Below are 15,939 nucleotides of genomic sequence, written 5' to 3'. Positions count from 1 at the left end.
GTTTAAGGAAGGACCCGGCGGGGCACCCATGGTTGCCCCGCCATTAACAGAAGCCTGTGCCAAGACACAGGCCACGTAGAAGGACAAGCATGTTTACATTCCTGCTGAAACGGTTCTATCAGGCCGTGATAGTGATGTTCGTCATCAGCCTGGTCGCCTTCTCCATCCAGGACAACCTGGGGGATCCGCTGCGCGAGCTGGTGGGACAATCCGTCTCCGAGTCCGTGCGCCAGGAGCTGCGCGACAAGATGGGACTCAATGATCCCTTCCTCGTGAAATACAGCCGCTTCTTGAAGAACGCGGTACACGGGGATCTGGGCACTTCCTATTTCTTCAAGCGACCAGCCCTCGAGGTTATCCTCGACAAGCTGGTGGCTACCCTTGAGCTGGTGTTTGCCGCCGCGCTCATCATCGTCGTGGTCTCCATTCCGCTGGGGGTTTATTCGGCGATAAGACCGCGCAGTTTCCTGACCAAGCTCATCATGGCGGTGAGCAGCATCGGCATCTCGATCCCGGTCTTCCTGACCGCCATCATGCTGATGTACCTCTTCTCCATCCAGCTGGGCTGGCTGCCGGCCTATGGCCGTGGCGAGACTTACAACCTGCTGGGCTGGGAGTCGGGCTTCTTCACCTGGGACGGTATCCTGCACCTGGTGCTGCCTGCGGTCTCCCTCTCCTCCATCATGCTGCCGCTGTTCATCCGGCTGGTGCGCTCGGAGATGCTGGAGCAGCTCTCCTCCGAGTACGTCAAGTTTGCCCGTGCCAAGGGGCTGGACAACAACAAGGTCTACTACCAGCACGCCCTGAAGAACACCATGCTGCCGGTCATCACGGTGGGCGGTGTGCAGATCGGAACCATGGTGGCCTACACCATCCTGACCGAGAGCGTGTTCCAGTGGCCGGGGACCGGCTTCCTCTTCCTTGAGGCGATCCACCGGGTCGATACGCCGCTGATCACCGCCTACGTCATCTTCGTCGGCCTCATTTTCGTGGTGACCAATACCCTGGTCGACCTGCTCTACGGGTTGATCAACCCGACCGTCAACCTGACCGCCAAGGGGTAACAGATGACTAATGCTGTAACTGCAAGCCCAAGCCGTTGGGCACGCTTCAAAAATTCCGACATCGTCTACTACTTCCTGCGGGACAAGGTAGCCATGTTCAGCTTTGCGGTGTTTGTGGTCTTCGTGCTGGCGGCTCTGCTGGCACCCTGGATCGCACCGCACAACGTCTATGACCAGACCAGCTTCGATCTGATGGATGCGGAGCTGCCCCCCTCCTGGCTGGAAGGGGGCGAGGCCCGCTTCTGGCTCGGGACCGACAACCAGGGACGCGACATCTGGAGCACCATCCTCTATGGCGCCCGCATTTCGCTGACCATTGGTCTGTTCGCGGTGGGGCTGCAGCTGGTGCTCGGTATCGTCATCGGTCTGATGGCCGGTTACTTTGGTGGTCGCATCGACAACCTGCTGATGCGCTTTGCCGACGTGCAGCTGTCGTTTTCCACCATGATGGTGGCCATCATCATCTCCGCCATCTTCCAGGCGACCTTTGGCTCCGAGTTCTACTCGAAGTTCGCCATCCTGATGCTGGTGGTGATCATCGGTATCGCCGAGTGGCCCCAGTATGCCCGGACGGTGCGCGCCTCCGTGCTGGCGGAGAAGAAGAAGGAGTATGTGGAAGCGGCTCAGGTGATGGGGTTCCGCGCCCCGCGCATCATGTTCCGCCACATTCTGCCGAACTGCCTGTCCCCCATTCTGGTCATCTCCACCGTGCAGGTGGCGAACGCCATCATGAGCGAGGCGGCCCTCTCCTTCCTGGGTCTGGGGATGCCGGTTGATCAACCGTCCCTGGGGTCGCTCATCAGCGTGGGCTTCAACTACATCTTCTCCGGATCCTGGTGGATCACCGCCTTCCCGGGCCTCTGCCTGGTGGTGCTGGTGCTGGTGATCAACCTGCTGGGTGACTGGCTGCGGGATGTATTCAACCCGAAGATCTACAAGGGCTGATAAACCTCTCCACGAACTGGCTGCGAGGCCGTGATCAAGGTTCATGTGCTGCTCGCTTATGTGGAACCAAGGAGTGCTCAGGTATGTCTCGGTTCCTGAGCGGCTTGTAACCTTGTTGACGGCCTTCTCGCGACAGTGTGTGAGCAGGTTTGGTCTGGCACAGTGAATAACAAAAAAAAGGGCGCCATTAGGCGCCCTTTTTATTGCTTGCGATAACCCTTGTCAGGCCTGCAGCCAGCTCTCGATGCGGGTCTGAATGCCCACGCTGTCCAGCCCCAGCAGGGCGTAGATCTCATCCTGGGTGCCCTGCTCGATGAAGCGGTCCGGCAGGCCGAGGTTGAGCACCGGTTTGCACTGCTTGCAGCCCATCAGCAACTCGTTCACCGCAGAGCCTGCACCGCCCATGATGGCGTTGTCCTCGAGGGTGACGAACTGATCGTGGGAGGCGGCCAGAGAGAGCACCAGCGCCTCGTCCATGGGTTTGACGAAGCGCATGTCCACCAGGGTGGCATCCAGCGCCTCGGCGGCTGCTCTGGCCTGTTGCAGCAGGGGGCCGAACGCCAGGATGGCGGTCCCCTTGCCCTCGCGAACGACGCGTCCCTTGCCGAGGGGCAGGGCCTGCATCTCGCTCTCGGCCTGGATACCGGTGCCGCTGCCACGGGGGTAGCGCACCGCCGCTGGCCCGTTGCACAGATAGCCGGTGTAGAGCATCTGGCGGCACTCGTTCTCGTCGGACGGGGTCATCACCACCATGTTGGGCACGGTGCGCAGGAAGCTGATGTCGAAGGCCCCCTGATGGGTCGGGCCGTCGGCCCCCACCAGACCGGCCCGGTCGATGGCGAAGAGCACCGGCAGGTTTTGCAGCGCCACGTCGTGGATCAGCTGGTCATAGGCCCGCTGCAGGAAGCTCGAATAGATGGCGACCACGGGTTTCTGATCGGCGATGGCGAGACCGGCGGCGAAGGTGACAGCATGTTGCTCGGCGATGGCCACGTCGAAGTAGCGATCCGGATATTGCTGGCTGAATTTCACCAGACCGGAGCCTTCGCGCATGGCGGGGGTGATACCGACCACGCGCTCGTCCTTGGCGGCGATATCGCACAGCCACTGGCCGAAGATGGCGGAGAAGGTGGGTTTGCCACCGGCGCTCTTGGGCAGGGCACAGTCATCCGGGTTGAATTTGGGGACGGCGTGATAGCCAATGGGATCTTTTTCCGCCGGCTCGTAGCCCTTGCCCTTCTTGGTCTTGACGTGCAGCAGCTGGGGACCCTTGAGATTGCGCATGTTGCGCAGGGTTTCGACCAGGGCATGGATGTCGTGACCGTCGATGGGGCCGATGTAGTTGAAGCCGAACTCCTCGAACAGAGTGCCGGGTACCACCATGCCCTTGAGGTGCTCCTCGGCCCGCTTGGCGAGCTCCTTGACCGGCGGCAGACCCGCCAGTACCTTCTTGCCACCCTCGCGAATGGTGGTGTAGAGCTTGCCGGACATCAGCCTGGCAAGGTGATTGTTCAGGGCCCCCACGTTCTCGGAGATGGACATCTCGTTGTCATTGAGCACCACCAGCATGTCCTTGTGGACGTCGCCGGCGTGATTGAGGGCCTCGAAGGCCATGCCGGCGGTGATGGCGCCATCACCGATGACCGCGACCACCTTGCGGCCAAGCCCTTCGCTCTCGGCCGCCACCGCCATGCCGAGCGCCGCCCCGATGGAGGTGCTGGAGTGGCCCACGCTGAGCACGTCGTACTCGCTCTCTTCCCGCCAGGGGAAGGGGTGCAGGCCATCTTTCTGGCGAATGGTGTGAATGCGCTCCCGTCGTCCGGTCAGAATCTTGTGGGGATAGGCCTGGTGGCCTACGTCCCACACCAGCCGATCGAAGGGGGTGTTGTAGACATAGTGCAGGGCGACCGTCAGCTCGACGGTGCCAAGGCCGGAGGCGAAGTGGCCGCTGGAGCGGCTCACCGAGCGCAGCAGATACTCGCGCAGCTCGTTGCACACCACGGGCAGCCGCTCGAAGGGGAGGGATCGCAAATCGACCGGTGTGTCCGCGAGGGCCAGGTTGGGGAAATCGCTAATATCAACGCTCATATTGTTACTGTTATCCAGCGTTTAGTGGGTTCGCTCGATGATGTAATCGGCAAACGCTTCCAGAATGTCGGTATTGTAGGGCAAGGATTGCAGGGCTGTTAAGGCCTTGTCATGCAGTTCGCGAGCCAGCTCACGGGCATTGTCGAGTCCGAGCAGGGCCGGATAGGTACTCTTTTCCAGCGCCAGATCCGAGCCTTGCGGCTTGCCCAGGGTGGCGGTATCGCCCGTGATGTCGAGGATGTCGTCCTGCACCTGGAAGGCGAGTCCGATGGCGGCGGCATAGGTTTGCAGGGCGGTGAGGGTGGCGGGTTCCACGTCAGCCTTGCACAGGGCGCCGAGGGTCACGGCGCACTCGATGAGGGCCCCGGTCTTGTGGCGGTGCACCTGCTCCAGCTCGGCGAGGCTGATCCGGCGCCCTTCGGCGTCCAGATCCAGTGCCTGACCGCCGCACATGCCGAGATAGCCGGACGCGCGGGCCAGGGCACTCAGCATCCGCACCCGGTTGGCCATCAATGTATCGGGCATGGGGTGGTCGGCCAGAATGGAAAACGCCAGGGTCTGCAGGGCATCGCCCGCCAGGATGGCTGTGCCTTCATCGAAGGCCTTGTGTACGGTGGGCTGGCCACGACGCAGGTCGTCGTCGTCCATGGCGGGCAAGTCGTCGTGCAGGAGGGAGTATGCGTGAATGCACTCCACGGCGGCGGCGGGGCCATCCAGCAGTTCGCTCTTGACGCCCAGCATCTCGCCAACGGCATAGACCAGGAAGGGGCGCACCCGTTTTCCACCGAGCAGCAGGCCGTATTTCATCGCGTCCCGCAAACGTGGCGCCATGGCGGGCAGGGCGTCAAGCTGTGCCGAGAGGCAATCGTCGATGCGGCGCCGATGCAGGCGGGAGAAATCGTCCAGGGTCACTCACTCCTCTCCTTGTTCTGCTCGAAAGGGGACCGCTTGCTCGCTGCCATCGGCCTGGGTCAGGAGGATCTGGATCTTCTGTTCGGCCTGTTCCAGCTTCTGCTGGCCGGCACGCACCAGATGGATGCCCTGTTCGAATTGTTTGAGTGCCTCCTCGAGGGGGAGCGAGCCCTGTTCGAGTTGATGCACTATGGTTTCCAGCTCTTCCAGGGTGGCATCAAAACTCAGACGGTCGATTTTTTTACTGGCCATGTCCATCCTCGGGGATTGAAAAAAACGGCTCATCTTAACATCGACCGGCCACAGGGGGGAGGCAGAAAAACGCGGCGTCCTCAAACTATCCTGACCCTGGCCGATAAGAACGGGCATGCAACCACGCATTGCCGATCGGCGATTGCGGTGTACCGGGCTTGCTGCCGGGGACGCAATAGCAGAAAATTCAACGCAATATAATGAGACGGCACGTTCGGCGACAGGAGTAGGGATGTGGATTTAGGGAGTCTGATAGGCTTGGTGCTGGGGTTCGGGGTCGTGGTGTACGGCATGTTGCTGGGCGGCCCCATGAGCATGTATGTGGACATGCCATCGGTCTACATCACCATACTGGGGTCCGTGTTCATCTGCATGATGAAATTCAACCTCGGCCAGTTTCTGATGGCCTTCAAGGTCGCGGGCAAGGCCTTCATGTACAAGGGGGACAAGCTCGACGATCTCATCACCAAGGCGGTGGAACTGGCGGATGCGGCCCGCAAGGGGGGCTTTCTGGCCCTGGAGGCGGCGGAGATCCCCAATACCTTCATGAAGAAGGGCATCGACATGCTGGTGGACGGCCATGATGCCGACGTGGTGCGTGCGGTGATGGAGAAGGACATCGAACTGACGTCCGAGCGTCACGCCACGGCCATCAAGGTGTTCCGCTCCCTGGGGGATCTCGGTCCGGCCATGGGCATGATCGGTACCCTGGTGGGGTTGGTGGCCATGCTGGCCAACATGAGCGACCCCAAATCCATCGGTCCGGCCATGGCGGTGGCCTTGCTGACGACCCTGTATGGCGCCATCGAGGCCAACATGATTGCCATCCCCATCGCGGACAAGCTAGAACTGCGCAGCGGCGAGGAACAGTTGAGCCGCACTCTGATCCTCGACGCCATCATGGGGATCCAGGATGGACAGAACCCGAGGGTGATCCAGGCCATGTTGCAGAACTACCTGAATCAGTCCAAACGCAACAACGGGACCGAATAGGAGCGCACAGATGGCAAAGTGCAAGTGCCCGCCTCCCGGATTGCCCGGTTACATGGGAACCTTCGCGGATCTCATGTCTCTGCTGATGTGCTTCTTCGTGCTCTTGCTCTCCTTTGCCGAGATGGATGTGCAGAAGTTCAAGCAGATCGCCGGTTCCATGGAGAAGGCGTTCGGGGTGCAGAACATCCTGGAGGTCAAGGATATCCCCAAGGGAACCTCCGTCATCGCCCAGGAGTTTCGTCCTGGTCGCCCCGAGCCGACGCCTATTGACACCATCATGCAGCAGACCATCGACATGACCCAGACCGAGCTGGATTTCCAGCCTGGGGATGCGGACAAGGCGGGTGGACATGACAAGACCGAAGGCCAGCAGAGCGGTGGCGATACCGCCCAGGAGGCCCAGAAGGCGCAGGAACAGTCCAACACCCTGGCCAAGGCTCTGGCGGAGCAGATGCAGGCCCAGATCCAGGATGGGGCCATCGAGATAGAGGCGCTGGGTCAGCAGATCATCATTCGCATTCGCGAGAAAGCGGCGTTCCCGGCGGGATCCGCCTTCCTGCAACCCCAGTTCTGGCCGGTGATCCGCAAGGTGGCTGCGCTGCTCAAGGATGTGCCGGGGGAGATCACCGTCTCCGGCCACACCGACAATGTGGCCACCGAGGATGAGTTGTTCCAGTCCAACTGGGAGCTTTCGTCCCAGCGGGCGGTGGCGGTTGCCCACCAGATGATCAAGGTGCCCGGTTTTGACGGCAATCGTCTGGTGGTGCAAGGGATGGCGGATTCCCAGCCGCTGGTGCCCAACAACAGCCCGGAGAATCGGCGCATGAACCGACGTGTCGAGATCGCCATCATGCAGGGCAAACCGACGGTGTCGGCTCCGCTTGGCGTCTCGGAATCCAAGTAACGCTGGCCCAAAGCGGGATCCCGCTCGCAGGGGCTGACATGGATTTTGTGGCGGCTTCATATTAAGATGCCCCATCCGAACCGACAGCTGCGGCTCTCTTTTGATTGCCGCAGCTTCTCTTTATAAAGCAACCCAGGTTTCGACTATGAATCATACTCCGATGACTGTTCGCGGCGCTGAAAAGCTGCGTCAAGAGCTCGATTATCTCAAGACCGAGCTGCGTCCCCAGATTATCGAAGCGATTGCTGATGCCCGTGAACATGGCGATCTGAAAGAAAATGCCGAATACCATGCCGCCCGCGAGCAGCAGGGTTTCTGTGAAGGCCGCATTCAGGAAATCGAAGGCAAGCTCTCCAATGCCCAGATTATCGATGTCACCAAGATTGCCAACAATGGCCGCGTCATCTTCGGCGCAACCGTGACCCTGCTCAAAAGTGAAACGGAAGAGGAAGTGGTCTACCGCATCGTGGGAGACGACGAGGCGGACATCAAGCAGAACATGATCTCCGTGAACTCCCCCATTGCCCGCGCCCTGATCGGCAAGGAAGTGGATGACGTTGCCATCGTCAAGACGCCGGGTGGCGATGTGGAGTACGAGATCCTGGAAGTTGCCTATCTCTGATTGAACGTCGGGGAAAGAGACAGGGGAGCCGGGCTCCCCTGTTGTCTTTAGTCACCCTGATAGGCCTGGACGAAGGCGTCCTGGTGGCGCTGGAAGAGCCAGTCCCGCAATTGTTCCTGATCCTCCTTGCCCAGCCGGAACTGGACGGCCCAGTCATGGTAATGTTGATTGGCATCCACGTGCCTGACGAGGGTGCCTGTCATGGCCAGGGGAGGGAGATCCTCGATGCGAAGGTATCCGCCAAGTGGATCTCCCTTGGCAGAGGAGTCCGGCAAGCCGGCCACGATGAGACCGCCAAGGGAGAGGCTGTATACCTCGTACTCCGCGTCTTCGGTGCAGAGCACGGCCTTTTCGTCGAGTCGCCAGGCGCGCAGATGGGGCGAACCCAGCTCGGTAATGGTCGGCGCGGCGATGCGCAGCTCGGCGTGGCCCTCCTCTGCCTGGGTGCAGTGGAGCGGGAAACGCAATTGGTAGCCGGCGATGCGGGCTTCGAGTGTCAGAGGCTTGGCTCGCTGCAACAGGCTTTGGAGAGGAAGGGGCAGGGTGCCGCGCAGGTATTGGCTGGTGGCAATGTCTTCATCGTTTCCCAGGTCCCGCAGCATGGCCAGTTCTTCATCGGTGAGGAGCTGATGCTTGTCCATAGTGGGTGTCCACGGCTATTCATCGCAGGTTAAGGGCCTGGTAACTATTTTGGCAAGCGACTTGGGAAGAAGGGAAATGAAGGAAAGAGCGAATGCTCTTTCCTGTTACTTGCGCGGCAACTGGATCTTGGGCTCTTTGGCCTGACGGTAGATGGTCAGTACATGGCCCATGCTCTGTACCTTGATGGCGCCGGTCTCGCGAACGATGGCATCCATCACCAGCTGTTTCATCTCACGATCTTCAGACGCAACCTTAACCTTGATCAGCTCGTGGTGGTTCAGGGCCAGATCGATCTCGGCCAGCACCCCTTCGGTCAGACCGTGTTGTCCCAGCAGGACGACCGGCTTCAGACTGTGGGCCAGGCCCTTGAGGTACTGTTTCTGTTTATTGTTGAGAATCATGGCAATTTCTTCATAAGTCAGGGTTGAAAGGGGCGTATTCTACCCCCACTTAGCCCTTAATACTAATAACCCTTGTGGTTTTTTAAAGTCGACAATCATGACCCAGAAAAAACGTTCCCCCAGTTCAACCCGCTGGTTAAAAGAACATTTCGACGACCAATACGTCAAGAAAGCCCAGAAGTTGGGACTGCGCTCTCGCGCCGTTTTCAAGATCGACGAGATCCAGGGCAAAGACCGGCTGCTCAAGCCGGGGATGACGGTAGTGGACCTGGGGGCTGCTCCCGGTGGCTGGTCCCAATTTGCCATCGACCAGGTCGGTGACAAGGGGCGCGTCATTGCGTGTGATATTTTGCCGATGGATTCCATTGCCGGTGTCGATTTCCTGCAAGGGGACTTTCGGGAGGAAACTGTACTCGGCGCCTTGCTGGAGCGAGTCGGCCCCGACAAGGTGGATGTCGTCATGTCGGACATGGCGCCCAACATGAGCGGTACCCAGCAGGTGGATCAAGCCCGTGCCATGTACCTGGTGGAACTGGCGCTGGACATGTGCAATCAGGTCCTGAGCAGTAATGGCAGTTTTGTAGTCAAGGTGTTCCAGGGGGAAGGGTTTGATGCCTATCTCAATGAAATACGTAGACTTTTCTCTGTCGTCAAGATTCGAAAACCAGACTCGTCCCGTGCTCGTTCACGAGAAGTCTACATTGTGGCTACCGGTTTTAAACTGTAGTACCCTAACCCTCATCGTTAACTGTCAGTCTGCGAGGTCATTGATTTGAGTGACATGGCGAAAAACCTAATCCTGTGGCTGGTCATCGCCGTCGTGCTGATGTCGGTGTTCAATAGCTTCAGCCCCAGCGATACCACCAGTCGCCAGCTGGACTATTCCAGCTTCGTGAAAGAAGTGACCCAGGAGCAGATCCGTGAAGTGCGGATGGATGGCAAGGTCATCAATGGCGTCAAGCGCACCGGTGAACGTTTCACCACCATCATTCCTGCGCCGGATCCCCAACTGCTCAACGACATGCTCAACCATAACGTCAAGGTGATGGGTGAGAAGCCGGAAGAACCATCTCTGATCACGTCCATCTTCATCTCCTGGTTCCCGATGCTGTTGCTGATCGGTGTCTGGGTCTTCTTCATGCGTCAGATGCAGGGCGGCGGCGGCAAGGGTGCCATGTCGTTCGGCAAGAGCAAGGCTCGCCTGATGAGCGAAGATCAGATCAAGACTACCTTTGCCGACGTAGCCGGTTGTGACGAGGCAAAGGAAGAGGTCAAGGAGCTGGTCGACTATCTGCGTGACCCGACCAAATTCCAGAAGCTGGGTGGCAAGATCCCGACCGGCGTCCTGTTGGTAGGTCCTCCCGGTACCGGTAAGACCCTGCTGGCCAAAGCCATTGCAGGCGAGGCCAAGGTGCCGTTCTTCACCATTTCAGGTTCGGACTTCGTGGAAATGTTCGTGGGTGTCGGTGCCTCCCGGGTGCGTGACATGTTCGAACAGGCCAAGAAATCCTCCCCCTGCATCATCTTCATTGATGAGATCGATGCGGTCGGTCGCCAGCGTGGCGCCGGTCTGGGTGGTGGTCACGACGAACGTGAGCAGACCCTGAACCAGATGCTGGTTGAAATGGATGGTTTTGAAGGCAATGAAGGCATCATCGTCATCGCCGCCACCAACCGTCCCGACGTACTGGATCCTGCGCTGCTGCGTCCAGGTCGTTTCGACCGCCAGGTCGTGGTCGGCTTGCCGGATGTTCGCGGTCGTGAGCAGATCTTGAAAGTGCATATGCGCAAGGTACCGCTGGCGGATGACGTCAATCCGGCGCTGATTGCCCGTGGTACCCCTGGTTTCTCCGGTGCCGATCTGGCCAACCTGGTGAACGAGGCTGCCCTCTTCTCTGCTCGCGAGAGCCGCCGAGTGGTCTCCATGCTGGAGTTCGAAAAGGCGAAGGACAAGATCATGATGGGGGCGGAACGTCGCTCCATGGTGATGAAAGAGTCCGAGAAGGAGATGACGGCCTATCATGAAGCGGGTCACGCCATCATTGGTCGCGTGGTGCCGGATCATGACCCTGTCTACAAGGTCTCCATCATTCCGCGCGGCCGTGCGCTGGGTGTGACCATGTACCTGCCGGAACAGGACCGCTGGAGCCACTCCAAGCAGCATCTGGAGTCCATGATCTCCAGCCTGTATGGCGGTCGTCTGGCGGAAGAGCTGATCTACGGTGCCGAGAAGGTATCGACCGGTGCATCCAACGACATCGAACGTGCCACCGACATCGCTCGCAAGATGGTCACCCAGTGGGGCATGTCCGAGCGTCTCGGCCCCATGCTTTACGCAGAAGAGGACGGTGAAGTCTTCCTCGGCCGCAGCATGGCCAAGGCCAAGCACATGTCTGACGATACCGCCCGCATCATCGATGCAGAGGTCAAGCAGGTCATCGATCGCAACTACGATCGTGCCAAGCAGATCCTGCTGGACAACATGGATGTGCTGCACACCATGAAAGATGCATTGATGAAGTACGAGACCATCGATGCCAAGCAGATCGATGATCTGATGGCGCGTCGCGAGGTCCGTGCTCCCAGCAACTGGCATGATGAGCATGGTGACACCCCGCAAGGCGGTGCCAGCGTGAACAACGGGCCGGAGGCCAAGGCGCCGACTGAAGAGGGCAGTGCACCTCTGAGTGACATCGACAAGGCGAACGATGTCCCGGCCAAATAAGTTGTCATGATACAAACCCCGGGCTTGCCCGGGGTTTTTCTTTGCACGAAGAGTTTGCCGCTCTTGTTGGAGGTAGTTGAAGCAATGCAGTTAATCAGCAAGGGACGTCCCCTTTCTCTCGACCGTCCCCATGTCATGGGCATTCTCAATGTGACGCCGGACTCCTTTTCAGATGGTGGCCGCTTCAAGCAGATCGATCTGGCGTTGGGTCATGCCCGCGACATGGTGGCCGATGGGGCCACCCTTATCGATATAGGTGGCGAGTCGACCCGCCCGGGCGCCCCCGACGTGAGCGAGCAGGAGGAGCTGGACAGGGTCATCCCCGTGGTGGAGCGCATGGTCGCCGAGCTGGATGTGATGATCTCCCTCGATACCTCCAAGGCGATTGTCATGCGGGAGGGTTGTGCTGCAGGTGGTCACCTCATCAATGATGTCCGCGCCCTGCAAGAGCCGGGAGCGCTGGGCGCGGCGGCCGAGGCTGGCGTACCGGTATGCCTCATGCACATGCAGGGGCAGCCCCGTACCATGCAGGTGGAGCCGCACTATGACGATTTGCTGGGGGAGGTGAGAGCCTTCTTTGACGAGCGGATTGCCGCTTGTCTGGGGGCCGGTATCCCGCGTGAGCATCTGGTACTGGATCCAGGCTATGGCTTTGGCAAGACGCTGGCGCACAACTATCAGCTGCTGGCACAGCAGGCGTCACTGCTCGATTACCAACTTCCGCTCTTGGTGGGCATGTCACGAAAGTCTATGATAGGCAACCTGCTTGACCGCCCGGTAGCCGAGCGGTTGGCTGGTAGTCTGGCCTGTGCCCTGATCGGGTTGCAACATGGCGCCAGGATCATCCGGGTGCACGACGTGCGGGCCACCATGGATGTCTTGCGTACAGGCTGGATGACCATGACGGGACAAGATTTCATATCCAAATAGAAAAACGAGAAACAGACAATGACCAGAAAGTACTTCGGCACCGACGGCGTGCGCGGCAAGGTGGGTGAATACCCGATTACCCCGGATTTCGTCATGAAACTGGGCTGGGCCGCCGGCAAGGTGCTCTCCAAGAAAGGGACCAAGAAGGTGCTGATCGGCAAGGATACCCGTATCTCCGGTTACATGCTGGAGTCGGCACTAGAGGCGGGGCTCTCCGCCGCCGGTCTCAAAGCCATATTGATGGGACCCATGCCCACCCCGGCGGTTGCCTACCTGACTCGCACCTTCCGTGCCGAAGCCGGCATCGTCATCAGTGCATCCCACAACCCCTATTACGACAACGGCATCAAGTTCTTCTCCGCCGACGGCACCAAGCTGCCCGATGATGTCGAGCTGGCCATCGAAGCCGAGCTCGACAACGAACTCAAGTGCGTGGAGTCCGCGGAGCTTGGCAAGGCGCAGCGCATCGATGATGCGGCTGGTCGCTACATAGAATTCTGCAAGAGCACCTTCCCCTCCAATCTGAGCCTGGAAGGGCTGAAAATGGTGGTGGATTGCGGTCATGGTGCCACCTACCACATCGCCCCTTCCGTCTTCCGCGAGCTGGGTGCCGAAGTCATCGCCATCGGCTGCAGCCCGGATGGGCTCAACATCAATGACGGCGTCGGTTCCACCGCACCGGAGGCGCTGGCCGCCAAGGTCCAGGAATGCAAGGCAGATCTCGGCGTCGCCTTCGACGGTGATGGCGACCGTCTGGTGATGGTGGACAGCACTGGTTACATCATCGACGGGGATGAGATCCTCTACATCATCGCCCGGGATGCCCTGCGCCATGGCCGCCTCAAGGGTGGTGTGGTGGGCACCCTGATGGCCAACATGGGGTTGGAGCTGGCACTTCAGACCCTGGGCATCCCCTTTGCCCGTGCCAAGGTGGGTGACCGCTACGTGCTTGAGATGATGAACGAGAAGGGCTGGCGCATCGGGGGCGAAAACTCCGGTCACATCATCTGCCTGGATCAGACCACCACGGGGGATGGTATCGTCGCCGCCCTGCAGGTGCTGACGGCCATGCGCAGTGCCGAGATGCCGCTGGCCAAATTGCGTTCGGGCATGAGCAAGTTCCCGCAAGTGCTGGTCAATGTGCGCTTCGCCGAAGGCAAGGATCCGCTGACCTCCAGTGCCGTTCAGCAGGAAGTGGCGGCAGTGGAGCAGGAACTGGCCGGCCGTGGCCGGGTGCTGCTGCGCAAATCCGGCACCGAACCCCTGATTCGGGTCATGGTCGAAGGTGAACACGAACAGCAGGTGCGCGATATGGCAGAGCGCATCGCCAAACAGGTCGAATCGGCGTTTTAATGAACAATCAAGGCGGCTTTTTAGTCGCCTTGGTTGTATCTTGTTCAAACGATTCGAAAATTTGAAAATAGCACTTGTCAGCTGAGCATCCTCTGGATATTATCAGCCCCGCTTTCGCAAGGGAGTTGCCGATGGGACATCGCAAGCCGTTTGTAGCAGCCAACTGGAAGTTACACGGTAGTAGGTCGCAGTTAGAGCAGTTTACGAGTCAGTGCACAGAGCGCATTGATGAAGACGTAGATGTGGTCTTGTGTCCATCCCATGTGCATCTCGGTTTCACGGCCGAACTGCTCGGTGAGCAGGGAAGAGTGAAGCTGGGGGCTCAGAACGTGAGCCAGCACAGACAAGGCGCTTATACGGGTGAAATCTCGTGTGAGATGCTGGTCGAGGCAGGTTGCCGATATGTACTTGTTGGCCACTCCGAGCGCAGGCGTCTCTTTGGTGAGACCAGTTTTATCGTCGCAGAGAAGTTTGCGGCAGTCAGAGCAGCAGGTCTGATACCCATACTTTGTCTGGGTGAGTCAGGTGCGGCGAGGCAGGCAAGAAGAACCTTCGAGGTGATTGCCGAGGAACTGGACATCGTCATAGAGAAAAATGGCGCGATGGCTTTCGATAATGCTATCATCGCCTACGAGCCAATCTGGGCTGTAGGTACAGGTAAATGCGCCACACCCGAGCAGGCACAAGAGGTTCATTCCTTTATTCGCAGTCGCTTGGCGGAGGATACTCCGGTAATAGGTGAGAAAGTCAGAATCATCTATGGTGGGAGTGTGACACCGGCCAATGCACAAGATTTGTTTGCGCAGCCCGATATTGATGGCGGCCTGATAGGCAGGGCAAGTCTTGATGGCGAGGCGTTTTTAGGAATAGTTGAAGCGGCAAAGGGTGCAAGTTAAATGTACGAGATTCTTTTGGTCGTTTATCTGCTGGTATCGCTGGCTCTGATTGGTCTGGTGATGATTCAGCAAGGTAAAGGGGCTGATATGGGCGCCTCCTTCGGCGCAGGGGCATCGAATACAGTGTTCGGCTCCGGTGGTTCAGGAAGTTTCCTGACCCGCACAACAGCGATTTTGGCTACTCTGTTTTTCTTGATTAGTCTGGTTCTGGGTTCCATGTCCAGCAACAAGGTCAAACAGGGTAGTGAATGGGAAAATCTGCAACAGACTCAACAAGTTGAGCAGAGCAAAGCGCCAGTGAAGAAAGATACTGACGTTCCCGAGTAAGAGTTTTGCCGTGGTGGTGGAATTGGTAGACACGCTATCTTGAGGGGGTAGTGCTCTAGGGTGTGCGGGTTCGAGTCCCGCCCACGGCACCAATTAAGCAGTGAACCCGGGTAACCGGGATGTTATAGCCGCTGAGTCTTGTCTCACGAGAGTGAAGTGGCTATAATCTCGCACGATTTCGGACGCGGGGTGGAGCAGCATGGTAGCTCGTCGGGCTCATAACCCGAAGGTCGTCGGTTCAAATCCGGCCCCCGCAACCAAATTTCACGCATTTCCTACGCTCAGGAAGGCGGTCGCTGCGAGGCGACAATCAGGGTAAAGCGCCAAGCCCCGATTTGACATCGGGGCTTTTTGTTATGTGCAATTTACTCTGAATCTATTTCTATCTGGGCTATATGCCCTTTTTTCGTTTTTCGGAGGGTGACTTTGGCTACGTTGGAACAACGTTTGACCGATCTGCTCGAGGCTCCGGTCGTTGCCTTGGGTTTTGAACTGTGGGGTATCGAGTTTATCCGTGCGGGTAAGCACTCGACCCTGCGCGTTTTCATCGACTCGGAGCAAGGCGTGACGGTGGAAGACTGTGCCGAGGTGAGCCGCCAGGTCGGCGCCATCATGGATGTCGAAGATCCCATCACCGAGGAGTACTACCTTGAGGTGTCTTCCCCGGGTCTGGATCGTCCACTGTTCAAGGTCGCCCAGTTCGAAAAATACGTTGGCCAGGAGGCGGCGGTAACGCTTCGGATGGCAACAAACAACCGCCGCAAGTTCAAAGGCGTAATCAAAGCCGTGCAGAGGGACATGATCACTCTGACGGTAGATGGTAAGGACGAGGTGTTGGCTTTCACCAATATCCAAAAAGCGAACATAGTGCCGAACTTTGGTTAA

General features: G+C 58.8%; 17 protein-coding genes and 2 tRNA genes. 14 read left to right on the top strand and 5 right to left on the bottom strand.

Annotated elements, in window-relative coordinates; all coding sequences use genetic code 11:
- Positions 1-89 precede the first annotated feature (89 nt).
- Positions 90-1,064, top strand: a complete 975-nt coding sequence (locus ACPW74_RS14700) for an ABC transporter permease (protein WP_010675385.1) — start codon at positions 90-92, stop codon at positions 1,062-1,064.
- Positions 1,065-1,067: 3 nt separating this feature from the next.
- On the top strand, positions 1,068-2,009 hold the full coding sequence (locus ACPW74_RS14695) for an ABC transporter permease (RefSeq protein ID WP_029314771.1): 942 nt from the start codon (positions 1,068-1,070) through the stop codon (positions 2,007-2,009).
- A gap of 222 nt (positions 2,010-2,231) precedes the next feature.
- On the opposite strand, the gene dxs is transcribed toward ACPW74_RS14695, so the two are convergent.
- From dxs to xseB, 3 genes are read right to left on the bottom strand one after another with little or no spacing between them, the layout of a single operon-like run.
- A complete protein-coding gene (gene dxs / locus ACPW74_RS14690; RefSeq protein WP_223924461.1) occupies positions 2,232-4,097 on the bottom strand; it encodes a 1-deoxy-D-xylulose-5-phosphate synthase in 1,866 nt (621 codons plus the stop codon).
- A 21-nt stretch (positions 4,098-4,118) separates the two neighbouring features.
- Positions 4,119-5,009, bottom strand: a complete 891-nt coding sequence (gene ispA, locus ACPW74_RS14685; protein WP_041215676.1) for a (2E,6E)-farnesyl diphosphate synthase — start codon at positions 5,007-5,009, stop codon at positions 4,119-4,121.
- Positions 5,010-5,261: an exodeoxyribonuclease VII small subunit gene (gene xseB / locus ACPW74_RS14680; protein ID WP_010675381.1), complete on the bottom strand. Its 252-nt coding sequence runs from the start codon at positions 5,259-5,261 to the stop codon at positions 5,010-5,012.
- 234 nt (positions 5,262-5,495) lie between these two features.
- On the opposite strand from xseB, the gene pomA reads away from it, so the two are divergent.
- From pomA to greA, 3 genes are all read left to right on the top strand, one after another.
- Positions 5,496-6,254: a flagellar motor protein PomA gene (pomA, locus tag ACPW74_RS14675; RefSeq protein ID WP_029314770.1), complete on the top strand. Its 759-nt coding sequence runs from the start codon at positions 5,496-5,498 to the stop codon at positions 6,252-6,254.
- A gap of 10 nt (positions 6,255-6,264) precedes the next feature.
- Positions 6,265-7,158 carry a flagellar motor protein MotB gene (locus ACPW74_RS14670; protein ID WP_042878323.1) on the top strand — a complete coding sequence of 298 codons (894 nt, stop codon included), beginning with the start codon at positions 6,265-6,267 and terminating at the stop codon, positions 7,156-7,158.
- A 145-nt stretch (positions 7,159-7,303) separates the two neighbouring features.
- On the top strand, positions 7,304-7,780 hold the full coding sequence (greA, locus tag ACPW74_RS14665; RefSeq protein WP_010675378.1) for a transcription elongation factor GreA: 477 nt from the start codon (positions 7,304-7,306) through the stop codon (positions 7,778-7,780).
- A gap of 47 nt (positions 7,781-7,827) precedes the next feature.
- On the opposite strand, the gene ACPW74_RS14660 is transcribed toward greA, so the two are convergent.
- Positions 7,828-8,421, bottom strand: coding sequence for a PilZ domain-containing protein (locus ACPW74_RS14660; protein WP_043153235.1), 594 nt, complete (start codon positions 8,419-8,421; stop codon positions 7,828-7,830).
- Positions 8,422-8,526: 105 nt separating this feature from the next.
- Positions 8,527-8,823 (bottom strand): ribosome assembly RNA-binding protein YhbY, encoded by a 297-nt coding sequence (gene yhbY, locus ACPW74_RS14655; protein WP_010675376.1) that lies wholly within the window; start codon positions 8,821-8,823, stop codon positions 8,527-8,529.
- A 97-nt stretch (positions 8,824-8,920) separates the two neighbouring features.
- On the opposite strand from yhbY, the gene rlmE reads away from it, so the two are divergent.
- The 9 genes from rlmE (at position 8,921) to rimP (ending at position 15,939) form a co-directional block, all read left to right on the top strand.
- A complete protein-coding gene (rlmE, locus tag ACPW74_RS14650) occupies positions 8,921-9,550 on the top strand; it encodes a 23S rRNA (uridine(2552)-2'-O)-methyltransferase RlmE (protein ID WP_010675375.1) in 630 nt (209 codons plus the stop codon).
- Positions 9,551-9,595: 45 nt separating this feature from the next.
- Entirely contained in the window at positions 9,596-11,548 is a 1,953-nt protein-coding gene (gene ftsH / locus ACPW74_RS14645) for an ATP-dependent zinc metalloprotease FtsH (protein WP_039040290.1), read from the top strand.
- Between the two features lie 84 nt (positions 11,549-11,632).
- Complete coding sequence (gene folP, locus ACPW74_RS14640; protein ID WP_029314768.1) at positions 11,633-12,478, top strand: dihydropteroate synthase; 846 nt, start codon at positions 11,633-11,635, stop codon at positions 12,476-12,478.
- Between the two features lie 18 nt (positions 12,479-12,496).
- Positions 12,497-13,831 carry a phosphoglucosamine mutase gene (gene glmM / locus ACPW74_RS14635; protein ID WP_039040289.1) on the top strand — a complete coding sequence of 445 codons (1,335 nt, stop codon included), beginning with the start codon at positions 12,497-12,499 and terminating at the stop codon, positions 13,829-13,831.
- Between the two features lie 131 nt (positions 13,832-13,962).
- Positions 13,963-14,727, top strand: a complete 765-nt coding sequence (gene tpiA / locus ACPW74_RS14630; RefSeq protein ID WP_104452435.1) for a triose-phosphate isomerase — start codon at positions 13,963-13,965, stop codon at positions 14,725-14,727.
- Entirely contained in the window at positions 14,728-15,054 is a 327-nt protein-coding gene (gene secG, locus ACPW74_RS14625) for a preprotein translocase subunit SecG (RefSeq protein WP_010633113.1), read from the top strand.
- 7 nt (positions 15,055-15,061) lie between these two features.
- Positions 15,062-15,146 (top strand) — tRNA-Leu (locus ACPW74_RS14620).
- A gap of 91 nt (positions 15,147-15,237) precedes the next feature.
- Positions 15,238-15,314 (top strand) — tRNA-Met (locus ACPW74_RS14615).
- 166 nt (positions 15,315-15,480) lie between these two features.
- Positions 15,481-15,939, top strand: a complete 459-nt coding sequence (gene rimP / locus ACPW74_RS14610; RefSeq protein WP_223924460.1) for a ribosome maturation factor RimP — start codon at positions 15,481-15,483, stop codon at positions 15,937-15,939.

Source organism: Aeromonas sp. INTO2 (assembly GCF_049860605.1).
GTDB lineage: Bacteria > Pseudomonadota > Gammaproteobacteria > Enterobacterales > Aeromonadaceae > Aeromonas > Aeromonas caviae.
This window is presented reverse-complemented; position numbering and strand designations above follow the sequence as displayed.

Coding starts and splice junctions, on each gene's coding strand:
- folP (WP_029314768.1), top strand. CDS start 11,633: ATGCAGTTAATCAGCAAGGGACGTCCCCTTTCTCTCGACCGTCCCCAT.
- secG (WP_010633113.1), top strand. CDS start 14,728: ATGTACGAGATTCTTTTGGTCGTTTATCTGCTGGTATCGCTGGCTCTG.
- tpiA (WP_104452435.1), top strand. CDS start 13,963: ATGGGACATCGCAAGCCGTTTGTAGCAGCCAACTGGAAGTTACACGGT.
- rlmE (WP_010675375.1), top strand. CDS start 8,921: ATGACCCAGAAAAAACGTTCCCCCAGTTCAACCCGCTGGTTAAAAGAA.
- ACPW74_RS14695 (WP_029314771.1), top strand. CDS start 1,068: ATGACTAATGCTGTAACTGCAAGCCCAAGCCGTTGGGCACGCTTCAAA.
- ACPW74_RS14660 (WP_043153235.1), bottom strand. CDS start 8,421: ATGGACAAGCATCAGCTCCTCACCGATGAAGAACTGGCCATGCTGCGG.
- yhbY (WP_010675376.1), bottom strand. CDS start 8,823: ATGATTCTCAACAATAAACAGAAACAGTACCTCAAGGGCCTGGCCCAC.
- ACPW74_RS14700 (WP_010675385.1), top strand. CDS start 90: ATGTTTACATTCCTGCTGAAACGGTTCTATCAGGCCGTGATAGTGATG.
- glmM (WP_039040289.1), top strand. CDS start 12,497: ATGACCAGAAAGTACTTCGGCACCGACGGCGTGCGCGGCAAGGTGGGT.
- greA (WP_010675378.1), top strand. CDS start 7,304: ATGAATCATACTCCGATGACTGTTCGCGGCGCTGAAAAGCTGCGTCAA.
- dxs (WP_223924461.1), bottom strand. CDS start 4,097: ATGAGCGTTGATATTAGCGATTTCCCCAACCTGGCCCTCGCGGACACA.
- xseB (WP_010675381.1), bottom strand. CDS start 5,261: ATGGCCAGTAAAAAAATCGACCGTCTGAGTTTTGATGCCACCCTGGAA.
- ACPW74_RS14670 (WP_042878323.1), top strand. CDS start 6,265: ATGGCAAAGTGCAAGTGCCCGCCTCCCGGATTGCCCGGTTACATGGGA.